Consider the following 20,384-nt stretch of genomic DNA (forward strand, 5'->3'; position numbering starts at 1 on the left):
TGAATTGCAACAGCCCCTTTTTAAAAATTATTATCAGAAAAATTATTATAATTTCTTATTTTTTCTCTCTCCTTTTCTAATTCTTTCTTTTTATTTTTTTCTTCTCTTTCCCTTTTTAAATTTTCATACCATTCATTATAATCATCTTTTGGAAGAGTATTTTCATTTTCTGAATTTTTATTATTATCAATAATAGTTTCAGTTTTTTCAAAAATATTTTTAATATAATAAATCTCTTTTATTTGTTTTAAAATTTTATATATACAAAAAATTACAACTATATAAAAAATAAAATTTAAAAAACTATTATCTGATATGTATTTGTGAAAATAAAATAAAAATTTCAACCCTAATCCCCAAATAATTATATACCAAATACAACCTAAAAAAATAAATATTGCATCTATTATTTTACCCATAAAAACTCACCTTCCACCTCTATATACTTTATATATAGTGGTTAAAATCATCTATTTATAGTACTTCTCACCACTCTATTTAAAATATATGGTGGCTATCTTTCAAAATTTTTATTTTCTTTTTTCCTATCCCAAGGACTTTCATTTTTAGTAGTTTGTTGTAAAAATTCTTCTAACTCATCTTCTTTTAAGAAATGTTTTGTTGTTTCATTCTGCCTATCTATTAATTTATTTAGTATAATTTCTTTATTATTTTCATCATCATAAAAATCAATAAGTGCTTGAGCTAACTCTACATTTTTAAAATTAACTGTAAAAGGAGCATACCCTTCTTTTATTAATATACCACACATTAAAATTTGAGCAGTTCTCTTATTACCATCTCCAAAATATTGACTCTTACATAAATCCAAAAACAACTCTATTGTTCTTACGCCTTCTTCATTACTATTAAAATATTTATTTATCGTTTTAAAAAAATCATAATCTAAATCACTTGGATTAGTACCAGTATGCTTAGAACCCGCTATTTTTATCCCATATTCTCTAAATCCGCCTAAATTATCCCAATTATCTTGATTTGCCACAAGTCTATTTAAATGACAAAATATGTCTTTATCTAAAAAAAAATCATTATCTTTTATTTTTTCTAATACATAATCTAGACCATTTTTTAAGTTTTCTACTAGTATAATATCTTTCGTCCTTACACCTTTAGGAGCTATACCTAATATTGTACTCGCTGTTTCTAAAAATGTCATTTGATTTCCTTCAGATAACGAAGCATTATATATTAACTCATCAAAAATTTTATTTGCTACAGTCATAGCTCTATTAAAACCTATTTTATACATTTTCACTCACTTTCCACCTCTATACACTTTATATATAATGGTTAAAATCATTTATTTATAGTACTTCTCACCACTCTATCTAGAATATATAACGGCTATATTTCAAATCCTTATCATTTTTTTATATGCCAAGTATTATTTCTTTTAATTTCTATTTATATTGCAATTATTTCCCATGCACCTTCTCTTGTAATTTCCTTATTTAATGTTAGTTCATAATTACTCATATCATCATCTCAATATATTATACCATAATTCATAAATTTCTGTATATAAAAACCACTCTATGCAATGTATAGAATGGTTAAAATCATTTATTAATAGGCTTTTGCAAGGTTTAAATAATCTCCATTTATTACTAATTTCATTTTTTGTTTATACTCTTTTTCTTTATATTTCAAATCAAATTCAACAAAATTTCCTTTAAATAATTTTTCTGCTTTAGATTTCGTTATTTTTAAAATATTATCAAAGTATTTATACTCTGATGGTATATTTCTTACTTTTCCCTCAAAATAACCTTTATAATAAGTACCTTTTTCACTTTTAATTTCTAATACTTCTCCTTCTTTTAAATCTTTAGGATTTTTATTAGTCGAGAAACTATTATCAATTTTTTTATGATCCATTGATATAATTCTATTTATATCATCTAAAACATACTTAATTAATGCTTCTTTCCCTACTTTTCCATCTTTTATATCTTCTTGTATAACATACCACAATGCTGTCATATCAGCTGCTTTAAGTTCTTCAGGTAATGTTTTTAAATACTCTATCGCAAGTGCTGTAGATTTAATATTTTTACCTTGATATTCTAAGTAACCTTTTTTAAATAATCCTTCAATTATTGATGCCCTTGTTGCTGGTGTCCCTATAGAACCACTTTCACCTTTTTTATCCTTATCCTTCTTCAATAATATTTCCTTTATTTTAGGATCTTTTACATATTTAGATATACTTGTCATATCCTTTAAAAGAGTTGCTTCTGTATATGCTTTTTTAGGTTGTGATTCTCTTTCTTCTATTTTATAATCTTCTTTTTTAGTTTCAATATTGTATATTCCTTCTTTAATATTTGATAAACCGGTCATTTCATCATTTTCTTCTTTATCTTCAGAATAAATAACAGAATATCCTTTATCTAAAATTTTAGAAGATGTAGCTTTAAATATATTATCTTCAACATTTAATATTCCTTCAGTTTTTTCAACCTTTTTCTTTGTCATAAATTGAATAACATATCTTTTAGCAATTAATTCATATATATTCTTTTCTTCTTTATTAAAAGATGAAATATCTCCATTTAAAGTAGGAATTATACCATGATGTGCCGTAATATTTTTATCATTAAATGCTCTTGATTTATTTTCTTCACTATAATTTACTTTAATATTTACCTCTAAGTTTTTAATGACAATCGGTAATAGTTTGGGTGCTTCTTTAAAATGTTCTTCAGATAAATATTCACAATCAGATCTATTATACGTAATTGCTTTATGCTTTTCTCTTAAACTTTGAGTAATATCTTGTGTTTTTTGTGCTGAATAACCATACTTTTTATTAGCTTCTATTTGTAAATTTGCTAAATTAAAAGGTAAAGGTGTTGATTCTTCAACCACTTTTTTACTAATTTCTAATTTACCATTTTTATTATCTAATTTGATTATTATATTTTCTAAAATAGATTTATCTAGTACCTTTTCTATATCTTTATCTTGTTTGTATTTTAAATTTATATCATTATTTTCAACATTTGTATTTAAAAATAGTTCATAATATTTTTCTTTAATATGATTTTTTATTTCATTATCTCTATTAACAACCATAGCAAGTGTTGGAGTTTGTACTCTACCAATTGATAATACATTCCCTGTATTATTATACAAAGTAAAAAATCTTGTTAAATTAATTCCTACTAATAAATCTGCTATAGATCTTGCTTCGGCAGCAACACCTAATGACTTATACTTTTCATTAGATTCAATTTTTGTAAATGCTTTCTTTATAGATTCAGTATTATTATCATTTATAAGTATTCTTGATACTTTACCTTTATAGTTTAAGTATTGTATTATTTCATCAATTAAAAGTTGACCCTCATCATCAGGATCACCAGCATTTATAACTTCATCTGCATCTTTGATTAATTTTTTTATATTATTCACTAATTTACCTTTACCATCAATAATTTTCTTTTTCCAATTTTCAAAATTAATAGGTAAATCTGATAAATCCCATTTTTTATATTTTTCATCATAATCTTGTGGATCATATAGTTTAAGTAAATGACCCGCTGCCCACGTAACACAATATTCTTCTACTTCTATATATCCATCTTTTTTATTTTTTGTTCCAGGAATAGCTTCTGCTATGGCTCTTGCTAATTCTGGTTTTTCTGCTATTATTAATTTCATATTATTTAACTTTTCCTTTCTAATCACACTATAAAAAGTATAGAGTGGTTAAGGTATTATAAATAAACCATTCCACCCTCTCTATACTTAATATATATTGGTTATCTTTCCATTTCAGAATCTTTTTTTCTATTATCCCAAGAGCTTTCTTTTATGTCATTAGTATTTTCTTTAGCTTTAACTACTTCTTTATATTTATCTATTACATATTCAGCTGCTTTACTTGATTCTATCATCACACTTCCCATAACTCTATTTACTAAATCCTTATCAATATTTGAAATCCATTCTTGTATATTTTCTTTATTCTTTTCAAAAGTTGTTGAATCTTTTCTTAAATCTATTCCTAATTCAGATTCAATAATTAATTTTGAATACTCAGTTATTAGCTCTTCTTTAATAAAAGTATCCTTATTTACAAATCTATTACATTCTTTTGCACTTGATCTAATTGTTGCATGTAATAAATTATCTAAATATTCATTTTCATTCTTACAATTTTCCATATTAGGTATTGAAATATAATTATCCTTGCTTGAATAAAATGCTTTATCAGAACTATTTTCAAAAACTTTAATTCCCGATGCTTTTTTTATATCTTCAATAATATCTTTAACCTCTTTTTTATCACGCAAAGTATTAACAAATGAATTTTTAATATCATTTTCTTTATCATGTGCATATACTTTTGTAACACTATAAATATTTCTATAAGATAATTTATTATTATCATTATCTTTATAACTTACCTTAGCATTTTCACTTCCTTTAACAACATACAGATCATTTGCTTTAATCTGTGATTGAGTTAAAATTCTATTATCTATTATTTTACTTTCAGTTAAATACATTGCAATAGCAAATCTGTTAAACCCCTCATATTCTCTACCAGTTAAAGCATTTGTTGGAGTAAAAACTTTAATACTACTGTTTTCATCCCAAATTTTACCTTCATTAATATTAGAGATCATTTTATCTATTAATTTTTCTTTAGCTTCTGCAATAACTTGTATTGTACTCTTTTTTTCAACTTCAATATTTTCCTCAACATTTACTCCAACTTCATTTTCTACTACTTCATTTTCAACTTCTTTTTTATTCTTTTTTGACATATTAATCTCTCCTTTAAAATTGTTTTTTATTTTATCTACATCAATATTTTTATTTAAATTTTGTAAATCTTCATTCCAATCTTTATTAAAAGACCTTAATCTATGAATTTTGACATTTGAATAATTTTCTTTAATTTTATTAAATGTATTTTCTCCTGCTTCATCATTATCTAGACATACATATAAATTTTTTATATTATCGTCCAAATAATTTTCTAATATATCTTTTCGTAGTCCAGATAATGATAACAATCTAATATTTTTATCCCAGGATACATTTTCTATACTATTTTTCAAGTCAACAAAAGATAGCATATCTATTGTAGATTCAAATATATATAGTTTTTCAATATTTTCATCATTTTTATTTGTAGACATATTAAATCCATAATGAGTTGATGTATTTCTTTTAAATTTAATACCAGTCCCTACTACATCTGTTGCATAATATCCATTCTCATCTTTTAATTTATTACCATTTTTATCTTTAATATAAAAATTTATATTATTAAAATTATCCATATAAATTAAATCACTGTTTATAAGACCTTCTACTATATTTCTATTAATTTTTCTTTTATCAACTAAATATTCAAAAATTTTTTCATTTTTTTTATACTTTGCTGGTTGATATCTTTCTTTATTTTGTTCTTTATCTATGGCTTTAATATTTTCACTAGGTATGTATTTTTCTTCATAAATATCGTCTAAAAAATTTTGAGTTATATCAAATATTTGCTCTTTATCGTAACCTTCTAATGCTTTTAATAACTCAAAATAGTTACCATTTAAATTTTTAGAATTCCAAAAAAATCTACTACCTTGTATTATTAAACTATCATGTTCTCTAAGTTTATGTCTTCCTCTACCATGAGGAATAACATCATATCCTAAATATTCCAAAAAATCTTTTAAATTTATATTTTTCCTATTAGTGTTATATACTTCTTGTTCTTGCATACTATATCCCTAACCTTGTTCCAAAAACTGCTTTCTCTCTATAATATCCAGAAAAATCACTTACAATTGTTTTACCCGCTTTACTAGAAGCGTGCATAAACTTATTATTCCCTATATATATACCAACATGGCTAACATAATTTCCTAATGTATGAAAAAATATTAAATCTCCTGTTTCGAGATTATTTAATGATATTTTCTGCCCTATTTTTGATTGATCTCTTGATACTCTAGGTAAATTTATACCTACTTCTTTATATAAGGCTTTAACAAATGATGAACAATCAAAATTGTTATAATCTCCTACTTTTGCCCCCCAAACATATTTTTTCCCTAACAGATTTTTAGCTTTTTTAAGTATTATTATTTTTTTTATATTATTATTTTTAGAACTAGTATTTTTATTTATATCTTTTTCTATTTCTTTTCTGATTTCTATTTCTTCAGCAATCTTTTCTTTTATTGTTTTTTCATTATTTCTAAAATTGTTATTTCTAGTTTTGAATTCAATTCCTGAAGAAAAATTTATATACCCTAATATAAATATTATTAGTAACTTCTTCATAAAAAACTCTCTTTCTGCCACTCTATGTTTAATATATAGTGGCTAAAATTATTTATTTATGGTACTTTGTACCAATCTATATATTGTATAGAATAGCTATCTTTCCATTTCAGTATCTTTCCTTTTATTATTCCAAGAGCTATTAGCTTTACTATGCATATATAACTCCTCTTTATATAGTTTATCTCCATCTTCTTTTTCCAAATCAATATTTTTAATTTTCATATATTCAAGATATTTATCTATAAATAAATCAGCTGCTTTACCTGATTCTTTAATAACTTCACTAAATATATATGTTTTTTCTTTTTCAGGTAATGCTTTACTCCAACCTTGAATATATGCTTGTGTATTTTTATATGTTACATTATCTTCTCTTAAATCAATTCCTAATTCAGCTTCTATTTGAATTTTAGCTAATTCAGCTATTAATTCTTCTTTTGCATATTTAGAATCTTTATTATTTCCAGTTACTTCTCTATTTAAATCTTTACTTGTTGAGTGAGATATTTCATGTAATAAGGTATCTAAATATGCTTTTTCATTATTGAAATTCTCTCTTGGTGGCATAACAATATAATGATCTCTAGCGTTATAGTAAGCATTTTCTTGTCTAGCTTCTTTAATTTCAATTCCAGATGCTTTTTTTATATCTTCTATTAATTCTGTATATTCATCTTTTATGTACTCTTTCTTTTCTAATTCAGGTATTCCTTCAATATCTTTAGCAGAGAATACATTATAGTATTTTGCTATCGGTACTTTCTTAATACTTTCCTTACTATTTTCATTTGAGTTTTCATCAAATTCTAAATTTTCAACTTTATATTCTTTTAATTCCCAATATTCAACTTGTAAAGATTTTGATCCTTCTTTTAATTTGTATCCTTTATCTTTAATTTGATTAAATGTCATAAATCTATTATCATCTAATTCATTATCAGAAACGTACATTCCTAAAAGAAATTTATTAATTCCACGATATTTAGTTTCTGTTATTGGATTATTTACACTTAATCCATCTAAATTCCATTCTCTTTGCCATATATAATCAGAATTTTCTATATTATCAATTAATTTTGAAACTAACATTTCTCTATTTTTATTTATAATCTCTATTGCTTTCATAAATATTCCTTTCTACCACCCTATATTAAACATAGAGTGGTTATCTTTCTATTTCATTTGATTTTCTTCTATTTCTCCATTCTCCACAAGAATCAGTCATTTCTTCTGATTTATTGTTATATTGTCTAAAATTCTTAATTTACCATTGATTCTTCCCCTTTTTTCTGTTACAATAATTATAAAGATACAGTACTTCCCTTTACGCAATTGGAGCGTGATAAGGCAGAGGCTGTATTTTTTTAATATCATTTCAAATAATATGACTTTCAAACACTATGTTGGAAGTTTATTTAATATTATCTTTAATAATCCTTGCCATTAAATTTTCTATTCCATGTAGTATTTTCTTTATCATTTTCTTTTAATAGATTATTTTCTTTTTCAATAAAATCTTTTGATATTGGTTTTTCTGATAGAATTCTATTTTCATTGTATGTAATCTATTCTTTTTATCTTTCCATCTCTTCTTCTAAATCACTTTTACCATTGCTGTTGCTATCATAATTAAATGGATCGTAACCTTTCATTATTTCTTCTCTGTTGGATAATCCATCTCCATCGTAATCTTTCTCTAACTCAATTTCCCTTTCATGATTCAAAATATAGTTTTGACGTTCTTCTATTTCTCTAGTATTTTCTATATTTTCTTCCATAATTGCTTTTATTTCTTCTATTTCTCTTATTTCTTCTTGACTATATGCCCCTGATTTTTCCATTTTTTCTCTCAAATCATCTAATTGCTCAACAATTACATGCATTCTTTTTCTTTCTTGATCTAAACTAATTTCTTCAAGATTTTTCCCTAAAATACTTTCACTAAATTCAGCTTTTTCTATAATATCTGCATCTTCTAAACTTCTAACTTTACTCATTATTAATTTCTCCTTTATTTCTATTTCTCAATATATCTATTCTTTTTTCTTTAAATAATATCCCCATTTTTTTATATTTTTCTTTCTCATCTGCTTTTATAGATAAATAACTTAATAAAAACCCTAACAATACCTCATGATCTTCTTCATCTATTCCTAAAAGTTCAAATATAATTCCTAATTTTATTAAATGACTAGCTCTTTCTTTTCTAGTTCTTACCTTTTCTAATCTCTTCAAACTTGAATGTTCCAAAATCAATTTTTCTATTAACTTCTTTTTTCTCATTTTTCTTAAATCTATAAATCAAATATGCTTTATACTTAATATCTTTTTCATTTATAGTTCCATAATATCTACCATCAAGTGATGTATTTTTATCTGATAGTGTTAAATAATCACCTTTAGCTATAACTCCTGATGTTAAAATACTTGGTATCTTTGTAAAAACGATATTAACTGTTTTATTGTTATTAATATATATTTCATTATTTGATCTATAAATTACATCTCCTTGCTTTGCATAAACTTTTTTAATTGTATCTAATCCTCTTAAATTTTCATCTGCATATTTTTCATAATTTTTTGGTGATTTATATACAATATAGTCACCTACATTAAATTTTTTTGAAAATCTATTTGCTAAATATATACCTGGTGGACTAGACTCTGATATATTTACTTTTATTTGAAACATCAAAAATATAAAAGATATGATGAATACAAAAAATGATATATCTAATCTTCTTTTTAATTTATTAGTCATAATTTAACTCCTAAAAACTCACTTCTATTTTTGTAAATAATTCATATACTATTAAAATTAATATAACTGCTATCATTCCGTTACCATTTATTAAATCTGTAACACTTGTAATATTAGCAAAATTAAATAAATCATTATTCTCCTGGAACATTCGCATTATAATTACTGCAATAACATTTATTGATATAAGTTTTACTATAAAATTAAGTGTTAGACTTAATACTTTTCCAATGCTATAATATCCTTTTGTATATTCAATCATTCCAAATGGTAATAATATTTGTGATAACCCTAAAACTCATTGGAATGATATTAATGCTTTAAATAGATTTGCCATCATCATAAAAATTGCTAAATTTACTATTGCTATCATAAATAAATAAATTATTGAAAATACTAAATCATGTCCAAATTCTGAAGGCATTATAGATGACCATCCCCACAATGATTTAAAATCATTCCAGATGACACCAGTAATTCCTTCTTTAACAGTCCATAGGTTACCTATATTCTGTACTCCAGGTGTTTTAGTTAATGCTGTAACTACACCATAAGCAATATCTTCAGATAATTGTAATAGAGAACCATCCATTATTTTATTAATAATTACTAAATAAAAACTGAATGATAATAATTTTTTAAATAAAGTAGTCATTATAGCTTTAATATTTACATTAGCCATTCCATGAGCCATATCAAGTGTAAGCTGTATTAATGTACAAAGTGATAATAATACTATTGCTGTTGTTTTAAGTTTTGCTAACCCTTCATTTACAAATCCAGCAAGCATTGTAGCAAATCCATCCCAATCATAATTAATATCAGCTAAATAGTTAGCTGCTTTTTGATTATATGTTCCATATTCATCATCTATAGGTGAAAAATCAGGAGTTTTACCAGATATTCCCTTATTTAATGCATTTAATGAAGAATAATATGAATTTATTGGAACATTAGGAATACCACCTGTTAATATTTTTTTATCAGCAGCAGTTAAAGGTTTTCCTTCTTTAATTTTTTTAAGAATATTTGCTCTCAAATTCATTTTATATAAATCGCTTGCTTGTTCTTTTTCTCTTTCATTTGATAAATATTCTTTTACTCTCTTTCCATTTTTTCTAGTCCAATAATAATGTCTACCTGTTTCATCTACAGGAGTATTCATTGCATTATAAGTCCCTGCACCACCTGCATATTTAGATAATGCTGCTCCCATTTGACCATTACTTCTATCAAGGTGATATTTTAAATATCCAGCAGCAGCCAATATTCCTAATTCTTTATTATCTTTTCTTGTATTATATTGATTTGCTAATCTATGTGCAGTTTCTTTACTATATCCCATTTCACGTAGACCTGTTTCAAAAGCAGCAGCACCCATCTGTCCTATTCCAACATAACCTAAACTATTATCTAATTTTTTCCCAAAACCTGATTCATTGGTAAACTTTGCAACAAGTACTTCTGAAGGAATTCCAGATTTTTCAGAAGCATCTTTTATAGCCTTTGCTAATCTTTTCTCTGCTGGATTAACTATTGCTATCATATCACTAATTTTTCCTATATCTTCTTCTGCAAAAGAAAAAATAGAGAATATACATATAATAAAAATAAAAATTTTTTTCATTCTTTTCTCCTTTCAAAAAATTTGCAAAAAAAAAGACCTTACACAAGGCACTGCCTTGCATAAAGTCTCTTAGTGTGAACCTAATCACAGATCTTTATTCTTCTTTTTTTAATGTGAGAAAATAACACATTATGATATTCAGTTTATACAAATATATAGTTATCATAAATAAGCCAGCTAACTTATTATATTAATAAATCTACTCTATTAATATTTGATAATCAATATATTCATTGCAATCTCTATTACACTAATATTATACCTTTTTTATACATAAAAAGCAAGTTTTTATAATATTTTTATACTTTAAATTTTATACTTAATTAACGTTCAAAATCATCTTTTTTCTTTTCTTTTTCAATATATCTAATTTCTTGTTCCCAATTATTTGTAATATGTTCAAAATAAAATTCAAATGATTTTTCTACATTGTTCTCTATAAAACTTATTATATCTTCATATTCATCATTTGAATGGGCTTTTTCTAAAGCATTATAATAATCTTCTCTATCTTCTTTTTTTATTATTGTTATAGGAAACCCTTCTTTCATTAGTTCCAAATTCATTAAAAGTCTTCCAGTTCTACCATTTCCATCAGGAAAAGGATGAATTTTTTCAAAATCTGCATGAAATATTGCTACTTTTTTTATTATATCTTCATTACTGTTATAAAAATCTTCTATTAACTTACTTAAGTGTTCTTCTACTAAATTAGGTGGAGAGGTTTTAAAATTAGCCCCTACTATTTCATTTGGTACTTTTTTAAATGTTCCACCACCATTAACCATTACTAAGCTATTAAATTCTCGCATCATTCTCAAAGATATTTTTTCTTTTTCTTTCATAACTTCTGACAAGAAGTTTAAAGCATACTCTTGTCCTTTTACTTCTAAATGTTCTTTTAGAGATTTTCCTTTTATTGTTACGCCATGTTCGATTATTAAATTTGTTTCCATCAAACTTAGTGTATTTCCTTCTATTCCATTACTATTATATATGAATTTAGCTTTTAAATTTTCTTCTATTTTTTTTAAAACCATTTCATCTATTGGTCTTTTACTTTTCAAAAACTCTCTATATAATTCTAACTTTTTCATTTTTTCTCCTTGTCATCTCTATATTATTCTTAAGTACTATTATACTCTATTTTTAAAAAAATACCACCCTATATTTTCTATAGAGTGGCTAATTATTACTTAAAATACTTAATTTTTTTTGTTTCACTTTCAGATAATTTTTTAATTATTTTAGAAAATATATTTTTTTTATCATCATTTGTCATTTTTCTAGCTACAATATTTTGATTTCCATTTTTTGATTTAATAGTTCCCCTTATAACTGGATATCCATCTTCTATATCATCAGACCATGCTTTATTCCTAAAATCAAACCAATCTTCTGAAGAATCGTATTTACCTAATTTTAATGTTCCCTTAACATTTAATAAATTAATGAAATTTAAACTATCATTTGATTTTAATAATTTAACTTTAGGCTTTTCCCATAATTTCATATTTTCATTTAATACTGAGACATGATTTATATAATCTAATATATCCTTTTGTTTTAAATAATTTTCGTCCATTACAATTTCAGTTAAATAGTACTCATCCTTTTCTTTTGTAATTTTATATACACTATAAAACGATACCCAATCTCCAAGAAAACTATCATAATTTACAGCAGCAAAAGTAAATGCTGAAAACATAATACAGATTAATAATACAAATTTTTTCATTTTCTTCTCCCCTTATAACTCTAAATAATCTTTTGACTTTTTATTATCTAAATTTTTAATTAAATTTTCCATCATTTTCTCAAGTTTTTCAACCTTATTTTTCAACTCAATATTCTCATTTACAATATCATCTATCTCTTGTTTAAGCAATTTATTAACATCTCTTAATTTATATACTTCGGCTTTAGTATTAGTTCTGAATTCTTCAAAATCCCATTCTAAACATTTAATTGATATATTTGCTTCTGCAGCTGCATTTCTAGCTGACATTGCATCTGATTCAACACTATAAATATCACTCATAAAAACTCACTTTCATGTATCTTTTATATATGAATATTATACCATAAAAATAGGATTTTTACAATGTTTATTCATCTTTTTTATAAGTATTTCCATCTCTATTCCCATCTCTATTTTTAATATTATCTAGTATTTGTTTTCCAATATTATCATTCCATCTATCACTAACTTTTCTAGTTTCTCCCCCATATTCAAATTCTTTTTTACCACTTATTTTAGAATTCTTACGTGCCATTTCATAACCTTCTCTTGTTTTTTTAACATTATAGTTAGTCTTCATCTTATTAGTAGCCCTACTTAATGCAGCTTCTTTCACATCACTAGATCTATAATTCTTCATAAATGATTTAATTGCTTTAGTATATCTTTCTGCTTTAGATTTAGGAAGATCTGCAAGAGATTCTTTACTATCATCTTTCATTTCAGCTTTAGTTCTATCTATAGCTTCTCTAAATCTTTCAAATCCCAGATAGTTTTCAACCTTATCATTTTCTAATCTATCAATATTCATATTTTCTTTATCTCTTTGAACTTTATCTCCATCATGCATTAATTGTTCTCCCGCAAGACCACCAGTTCCTCTCCAAATATCACCTGCTAAATTAGATAAACTTTTTTGTCCTGTTCCATAAGAAACCGTATTTTTAAGTCCACCTGATACTTTTTTACCAATTTTAGCCATTCTAGTATTTCTTGCTACACTAGCACCATCCTTAGCACCTTTTCTCATAGCTTTAAGTACTCCACCTATACCTTTACCACCAGCAGCAGCACTTTTACCTTGATTTATAGCCCCTTTCATAGCACTAGCTCCAACAACAGCACCACCTACAGCACCAGTTGCTGTATTTACTGCCATTCCTAATGCTGTACCAAATGCACTTGTATTACTTGATCCTGTACCATTTACAAGCATTGATGATAATTCCTTTGAGCAACTTATTAAATATGCACATAATCCCATCATAAATATCCAAGCAATACCATTTCCTATTGATAATTCTCCCCCATCACTACCACTATATATATTTGTTTCTAATAATTTTAAACATATACCTGTTAAGGATACTGCTATCATTATTCTTGCACCAGCATTAAATAAAGCATTCCATAACTTACCACCTGTAGATTTAGTAAATTCTAATACATTAAATGGTAGTAATATCACTCCTATTGCTGAAACTAATCTAAATTCAACATATGATACTATAATTTCTTTGATTATAAGGAAAATACATAATATTGCTAAAATCATCAATATTAAATAAACTAATTGCTTACCAATTTCTGTATAACCAAGAGAATTTCTTTCTTGTTCAAGTTTTAATACGCCACCTAATAAAGTTTTATAAATTCCATCAAAATCAGGGAATCCTACTGTTCCACTTTGTACTTTACCATCTGGGAAAAATAAATATCCTATATTGAACATTAGTTTAGTTATCTCATCAATAATTAGTGGATAAGATTTAGCAATAACTATAAATATTCCGTATCTAATAATTTTATTGAAAAAGGTTTTCATAATATTTGAAAAATTATCAGAATATTCAAAAATATATGCTATTACAAAATCTATACCAGCCATAAGACTTAATATTACTAGAACAATTACTGCTAAATTACTTAAACCATCATTTAACAAAGTCGCAAAAACTTGTATAAACTGATTTATCATAGCTTACACCTACTTTCCTGTAACAGATCCTACAAAACGATTACTTAATTTCATTTTCTCTGTCTCTTTCTTATTATTCTCAATAGCACTTGCAATTTTCACAGCTTCTGCTTTTTGAGTTTCTTTTGCCGCAATTTGTTCTTCTTTTTCTTTATTCTCTTTAACGAGCATTGCACTTGCAGTTAATGAATCATTACTTATCATTTGCTCGGTAAGAGAAATTAATATATTCATTTGTTCTCTTAAATATTGTAAGTTTTGATTTTCATTTTTAGGATTAATATTTAATAATGTCTTTTTAGCTTTTTCAATAACTTCTCTAATTTTTTTATTTTCTTTTCCAGATATTTTATTTAACACATCTTTATTAGTAGCTAATATATCTCTATCTGTATTAAGTAACAGATCCCACCCTTCAGCAGTTGTAAGATCTGCTTTTTCTAATTTTTTAGAAAAATCTTCACTAGCATCACCAATATCTACTCCAGTTTTTACAAGACCATCTAATGTTTTTAAAGTATTATTTATTCCTGATAAAGTTAATAAATCTTCCTTCCCTAAAGATCTGACAGAATCTAATCTTCTTTTATATTCTTTTAATTGATCCACCCTATTTTTAACAGCTAAAATTCTACTTAAAATAGATTGTATATTACTACCTATAACGCCCGCTCCTGCCATTGTAGGAAATGCTCCAGCAATTGATAATGCTGACGTTAATGCATCAGATGCAGCAGCTACTGTATTAAAAGTAATCTCACTTCCTTTATCTAATACATTATATATATCATCTACACCTTTTAACATAGCATCAAAATCAAAGTTTTTTGATATAGCTCCTATATTTCTTTTATTAAAATTACTCATTCCAGATGCTTTCATATATTCTTCAGTAGCTTGAGTTCTAATATCATTTGTGATTTTATATGCCCCCGCTTTTTCAATCTCATCAGACCTTCTTAACATTTCTTCATATTTTTTATATGCTTCATCTTCTTTAGAAACTACTTTTTCATTACTATTATTTTCATTATTAGCAGTTGTTGTACTTGTAGTATTTGTTTCTGTTTCTAATGTAAACATACTTTTATCAATATCTTCAGAAAATCCTAAATTACCAACAACTAATATACTTAATATTCCTAATATTTTTTTCATATAAATTTCCTCCTAAATAAATTTTTTATAAAACAAAAAGACTAGAATTATTCTAGTCTTGACTAATTACTTAAAAAAGTGACTTTTAACATTTTTTACCATACGGAACCCAATGTTCAGGATCTAACGAACAAGTCTAAACGTTAGTGTGCTATGATATCCGATATTTCTGACCCCTCGGTTGGGTGTGCAGGCACAACTGGACAGGTCTCATATTTCCTAAATAAATGGTATCATTTTTTATTATCTTAGTCAAGACAATTATTCAATTTTCATTATTCTATCTTTCTAATTCTTCATTAGATTTCTTTCTATTATTCCAACCCCCAAAAAAATTTTCTTCTTTTTTATATTTTTCTTCTAAATCCATATCAATTTGATTTAATTTATTATTTATTATTTTTTCAATTTTATAATCTTTCTCAATAAAATCAATTGATTTCTGATAATCAAAATTTTCTTTATCTAATATATATATAGCTTGTAATTTTTCACATCTTTCCTTATTAAATGAAAATGGTTTAATCTCTTCTCCTTCTATCCATATACTTTCAATATTTTCTTCTATTTCAGAATCTTCATAATATTTTTCATTATTAGATATAAGAAATGTTTCAAAAAAACTATTTTCTTCAAATCCAGAATCAACGATTCCTAAATTTAAATATTTATTGTCTTTGGTTTTAACAATTAGATAGTTACTTTTAACTTTCATATCATCAGTATACCTAGTTCTTTCTACTATTTTACTATTTTCTAAATTTTCAAATATATATTTTATATTCTCAATTTTATCTACAAAATTTTCAATTTTATTTGGATGTAATCTATATACTCTTTTTATTATTTCTTGATCAGACAAATTATTTTTAACTATATCATCTACTGATTTATTAGCAACTCCTCTAACATTTGTATTTTTTTGCATATATTGCAATCCCATTAAATGGACAAAAGTTCCTTTATACAATACTAAATTAAATTCTTTAGTTTCACCTTTAATGGTTATAAATTTATTTCGATAACTTCTAAAATATTCTATTAAATCCTGTATTTCATAAGTTTGATTTTTACCATCCAATACTTTCTCCTCCTTTCATTACCTTTTCTACCTAAATAACAATTCTTTATATTTCATAACTTCTGAAATACTTAATCCCTCTTTTCTCTTATAGTCAATCCATTCTTTATTAATTAATTTAACTTTATCTTTATCATTTAAAAGCATATTTTCAACTTTATCACGAATTTCAGTTATTTTAGTTAAATCATTAGCAAGTGATGATCCAATATATGCAATCTCAGTTCTAGTTGGACTTAGTTCAAATAATCTTGATCCATCATTAGTTTTTATAAAATAATCTTGTTTTGCAACTCCATCATTAATTTCTTGAATTTCAACCTCACTTAAATTGAAATCTTTATATAAATCTAACCAGGTTGACAACGCCATTTTATTTGGTAGGAATATTTTAGTCTGACAGTTATCCATAATATCTGCAAATATAGGAGAGTTCTTAATATCCATCAAAGATTGAGTAGCAAGTACGATTGATGTATTTTTCTTTCTTAAAGTTTTCAACCAATCTACGATTTTAGCTCTCATTTTATCATTATTTAAGAATAACCAACACTCATCAAGCACTATACAAGTTGGTGTACCATCTAACTTTTCTTTTTCAATTCTATGAAATACATAATCTAACAATGGTGCAACAACTTTCTTAGTTTTAATAACATTACCCATTTCAAAAGTTATTATATTTGAATCTGACATATCATCAATATTATTATCAAAATATTGTCCATAAGCATTCTCCCCACAATAAATACTTAAAGCATTTCTAATTTCGTGGGATTGTATAGTAGAACTTAAATTTGATAACGTTCTTAACTCACGTGGTGCATTACTTAAGGACTTTAGAGCTTCCCAAACAAGATTTCTATTCATAGCATTTGATGGAATTCCTTCTTGTTCTAAAATAGATAATATCCATCCCAACGCCCATTCTTTTTCACTTTCTATATGAATATCTTTTAATGGTTGAAATGCAACCTCATTATTTCCTAAATCATAAAATTTCCCACCAGAAGTGATTGTAAGAACTTTACTTGAGCTATCTTTGTCAAAGAAAAATACTTGAGAATTCTTCTTTTCATATCCAGTAATTTTTTCCATTCTTTTTCCATTTTCATTTATATAATCTTCAAATTTAGGTTTTTGCCAATCGTACTTCATAAAATTAGAAGCTATCATACCTAATAGAAAAGATTTACCAGCACCTGATGGACCTACTATTAAAGTATGACCTATATCACCGTTATGAATATTAAAATAGAATAATTCTTTTTCCGTTTTAGTAGTAAATAATGCAATATCTTTTAAATATTTATTATATCTATGACCAGTATATAGAGAACTCATAGGAGCTAAAGCTGATAATAAATATGTATTCATTGGCATTCGTCTGATATTATTAGTAATATTTCCAGGTAAAGATCCTATTAATGTATCAAATCTATTATATTTATCTTCATTCCCAACAAAATCATAAAATGCTAATGCTTTTTTTACCTCTTGAACTTTTTTATCTAAATTTTCTAAATTTTTATCTTTAATAATAAAACTAAATGTATAATACCCATAAGCCAAATTACCCGTTTTTAGTTCTTCTTCAGCTAATGTTGATTCATCTACATTATTAACTGCTGTTGTATCAACTTTAGTAATTTCTTTTTGTGTTGCAGCTTCAACAAGCCATTGAAAGAACGTTTTAGTTTTAGCATTGAAGTATAGTTGAAAGTCTCTTAGCATTTTAAGTGCTTCTTCTCTTTCAAGCATTATAAATCTTGTTACATATCTATATTCAAAATCAAAATTTTCTAAAGCATCAAAAACCCTTGGCATAACTGCATCTGGAAAAGCATTTATTGTGATTACTTTTACATAATCTTCATTCATCTTAAAGTTTTCTCCATTAGTAATTGTTGAGTTAGACAACAATTCATCTAGCATAATATAGTTATTTTTAGGTGTTCTTATTTTTTCTAATTTTTCTAAGTTTACTGCAGAATATAGATAACCTAATAATTCATCATTTTCAAGTTTTTTTATATCTTCTGTTACTGAATATAATTGAGATATAAATAGATCTACAGTATCTTTGAATTCTTTCAATTCTTCATTAAATTTTTTCAATAGAACACTCTTTTCTTCTGTATTTGTCTTTATTTTTTTACCAGGTAAAAATGATTTGAATTTCTCCATTAATTCATCTAATTTATCTGTTGTTTCAGTTTGCATTAAATATGTAATAGTTAAATATAACTCTGTTATATAAAATGTACCATTTTTAACAGAATCTTCTCTCATAATATCTATTATTTGAGTCGGGATAGGTTTATCTGTTAAATCCTTTTTAGGATACTTATCACTCTTACTTCTAATAACATCCCAATGGAATGAATATCCATCTGGTAATCTCTTATATGCATTATTTAATTGATTCATTATTTGTGTTATTTCATTTTGACCTAAATAATTTAGATCTTTAAATCTTATTTTAAATGTAGCTTGAAAACCACTATTTTTATTTAATACTATTCCATCATTTAATAACATTTCATATGGAATATAGAATTTATATGAATTTTTGTAATTTTTTAAAATATTTTTTTTCATTCTTTTCTCCTAAAATCCCAACCATTGCGGGTTATTTAAATTTGTAAAATATATAGATAAAAATCTACTATCTTTTCTTGATGCTATTTTTAGCATAATAAATATTAATGCAGTAGGTATTATTACAAGTGCAGTCCCTAGTATTAAATAAAGAATTACAAAAAATAATCCTAAATATGGGAAAATTATTGTTGGAACTCCCATGGTTGTTTTATTATCTAATAAACTCTTATATACAGGTATTTTATCCATATTATCCTACCTTTCTAGTAATAGGTTCTGAGATATACTTAATTCCATTCTTTTCTATTTCTTGAATAAATTTAACATTACCTTTATATTTTTTAGGAATATATGTAGACCACTTACCATTAATATCAGATATAGTTTTAATTTTTTCTTTATTATCAAGTTCTAATGTTATTATTGAACCAGGTTCAGCATATCCTTTGAATAAATCTCCTTTGGTTAAAATAGTAAAATACTGATTATATTCTTGATCATTTATTACTTGCTTAACATTATATTCTCCTAAAATATTTTCTTCATAAAAAGAAATACTTGGTTCTATTTCTATTTCACTTGATTCTTTTGAAATATATGTGTCTTCATCTAAAAATAAAGGTTCTAATAAGAAGAATACATATTCACCCTTAATTTCTTTTTTGATTTCAAATAATGTATTATCAATTATTTTATTTTCATCTTTTAATTTAATATTTAAATTTTCATATTTTTTATTAGCCATCATAAATATAATTTTTTTATTTATCGTATTTAACTTTTTATTATCTTTAAAATCTAATAATATAGATTTACCATTAATTTCTTTTACTATTATTGAATCTGCTTTACCTTTTTCATAATCAATATCTAAAGTCAATACAGGTACATTTTTTATATCTAATTTATCAACAAAATATACATTTATTTCACCATTACTTAGATCAAATTTATCTTTTAGTTCTAGTTTCTCAATCTTATTATTTTGAATTTCAACAGCATTTACATAAGTTTCTTTTTCATATTTAACTTTAACTTGATTTGTTGTAGTACATGAAATAAGAAATAAAAAAGCTGTAAATAAAGTAAGTATTTTTTTCATAA

The 20,384-nt window shown here is 24.9% G+C and carries 20 protein-coding genes; all 20 read right to left on the minus strand.

Going from position 1 to position 20,384, the window contains the following annotated elements; all coding sequences use genetic code 11:
- Positions 1 to 20 precede the first annotated feature (20 nt).
- The gene (locus AYC59_RS03590) at positions 21 to 419 is read right to left on the minus strand and encodes a hypothetical protein (RefSeq protein ID WP_066895294.1); all 399 of its coding nucleotides are present in this window, start codon (positions 417 to 419) and stop codon (positions 21 to 23) included.
- 95 nt (positions 420 to 514) lie between these two features.
- Positions 515 to 1,279 (minus strand): Fic family protein, encoded by a 765-nt coding sequence (locus tag AYC59_RS03595; RefSeq protein ID WP_066895296.1) that lies wholly within the window; start codon positions 1,277 to 1,279, stop codon positions 515 to 517.
- Between the two features lie 311 nt (positions 1,280 to 1,590).
- On the minus strand, positions 1,591 to 3,690 hold the full coding sequence (gene topB, locus AYC59_RS03600; RefSeq protein WP_082752656.1) for a DNA topoisomerase III: 2,100 nt from the start codon (positions 3,688 to 3,690) through the stop codon (positions 1,591 to 1,593).
- 101 nt (positions 3,691 to 3,791) lie between these two features.
- Positions 3,792 to 5,762, minus strand: a complete 1,971-nt coding sequence (locus AYC59_RS03605; RefSeq protein ID WP_066895298.1) for a toprim domain-containing protein — start codon at positions 5,760 to 5,762, stop codon at positions 3,792 to 3,794.
- 1 nt (position 5,763) lies between these two features.
- Positions 5,764 to 6,327, minus strand: a complete 564-nt coding sequence (locus AYC59_RS03610) for a C40 family peptidase (protein ID WP_066895300.1) — start codon at positions 6,325 to 6,327, stop codon at positions 5,764 to 5,766.
- A 96-nt stretch (positions 6,328 to 6,423) separates the two neighbouring features.
- Positions 6,424 to 7,455: a zincin-like metallopeptidase domain-containing protein gene (locus AYC59_RS03615; protein WP_066895302.1), complete on the minus strand. Its 1,032-nt coding sequence runs from the start codon at positions 7,453 to 7,455 to the stop codon at positions 6,424 to 6,426.
- 449 nt (positions 7,456 to 7,904) lie between these two features.
- Entirely contained in the window at positions 7,905 to 8,327 is a 423-nt protein-coding gene (locus AYC59_RS03620) for a hypothetical protein (protein ID WP_066895304.1), read from the minus strand.
- Entirely contained in the window at positions 8,320 to 8,565 is a 246-nt protein-coding gene (gene traD, locus AYC59_RS03625; protein WP_066895306.1) for a conjugal transfer protein TraD, read from the minus strand. Before traD ends, AYC59_RS03620 begins: the two co-directional genes overlap by 8 nt.
- Positions 8,537 to 9,091: a S26 family signal peptidase gene (locus AYC59_RS03630; protein ID WP_066895308.1), complete on the minus strand. Its 555-nt coding sequence runs from the start codon at positions 9,089 to 9,091 to the stop codon at positions 8,537 to 8,539. Before AYC59_RS03630 ends, traD begins: the two co-directional genes overlap by 29 nt.
- A gap of 10 nt (positions 9,092 to 9,101) precedes the next feature.
- The gene (locus AYC59_RS03635; RefSeq protein ID WP_066895310.1) at positions 9,102 to 9,353 is read right to left on the minus strand and encodes a hypothetical protein; all 252 of its coding nucleotides are present in this window, start codon (positions 9,351 to 9,353) and stop codon (positions 9,102 to 9,104) included.
- A gap of 36 nt (positions 9,354 to 9,389) precedes the next feature.
- Complete coding sequence (locus AYC59_RS03640) at positions 9,390 to 10,718, minus strand: transglycosylase SLT domain-containing protein (RefSeq protein ID WP_066895312.1); 1,329 nt, start codon at positions 10,716 to 10,718, stop codon at positions 9,390 to 9,392.
- A gap of 323 nt (positions 10,719 to 11,041) precedes the next feature.
- A complete protein-coding gene (locus AYC59_RS03645) occupies positions 11,042 to 11,815 on the minus strand; it encodes a Fic family protein (protein ID WP_066895314.1) in 774 nt (257 codons plus the stop codon).
- Between the two features lie 95 nt (positions 11,816 to 11,910).
- Positions 11,911 to 12,456, minus strand: coding sequence for a hypothetical protein (locus AYC59_RS03650; protein ID WP_066895317.1), 546 nt, complete (start codon positions 12,454 to 12,456; stop codon positions 11,911 to 11,913).
- 12 nt (positions 12,457 to 12,468) lie between these two features.
- Positions 12,469 to 12,759 (minus strand): hypothetical protein, encoded by a 291-nt coding sequence (locus tag AYC59_RS03655; protein ID WP_066895319.1) that lies wholly within the window; start codon positions 12,757 to 12,759, stop codon positions 12,469 to 12,471.
- Between the two features lie 67 nt (positions 12,760 to 12,826).
- A complete protein-coding gene (locus AYC59_RS03660) occupies positions 12,827 to 14,437 on the minus strand; it encodes a type IV secretion system protein (RefSeq protein WP_066895321.1) in 1,611 nt (536 codons plus the stop codon).
- Positions 14,438 to 14,446: 9 nt separating this feature from the next.
- Positions 14,447 to 15,595 carry a hypothetical protein gene (locus tag AYC59_RS03665; RefSeq protein ID WP_066895322.1) on the minus strand — a complete coding sequence of 383 codons (1,149 nt, stop codon included), beginning with the start codon at positions 15,593 to 15,595 and terminating at the stop codon, positions 14,447 to 14,449.
- 280 nt (positions 15,596 to 15,875) lie between these two features.
- Positions 15,876 to 16,676: a PBECR4 domain-containing protein gene (locus AYC59_RS03670; RefSeq protein WP_066895324.1), complete on the minus strand. Its 801-nt coding sequence runs from the start codon at positions 16,674 to 16,676 to the stop codon at positions 15,876 to 15,878.
- 27 nt (positions 16,677 to 16,703) lie between these two features.
- Positions 16,704 to 19,277, minus strand: coding sequence for a VirB4 family type IV secretion/conjugal transfer ATPase (locus tag AYC59_RS03675; RefSeq protein ID WP_066895326.1), 2,574 nt, complete (start codon positions 19,275 to 19,277; stop codon positions 16,704 to 16,706).
- A 9-nt stretch (positions 19,278 to 19,286) separates the two neighbouring features.
- Complete coding sequence (locus tag AYC59_RS03680; protein ID WP_066895328.1) at positions 19,287 to 19,529, minus strand: VirB3 family type IV secretion system protein; 243 nt, start codon at positions 19,527 to 19,529, stop codon at positions 19,287 to 19,289.
- 1 nt (position 19,530) lies between these two features.
- Positions 19,531 to 20,382 carry a hypothetical protein gene (locus AYC59_RS03685; protein WP_066895330.1) on the minus strand — a complete coding sequence of 284 codons (852 nt, stop codon included), beginning with the start codon at positions 20,380 to 20,382 and terminating at the stop codon, positions 19,531 to 19,533.
- Positions 20,383 to 20,384 lie beyond the last annotated feature (2 nt).

It is taken from the genome of Pseudostreptobacillus hongkongensis, from assembly GCF_001559795.1.
GTDB classification, from domain to species: domain Bacteria; phylum Fusobacteriota; class Fusobacteriia; order Fusobacteriales; family Leptotrichiaceae; genus Pseudostreptobacillus; species Pseudostreptobacillus hongkongensis.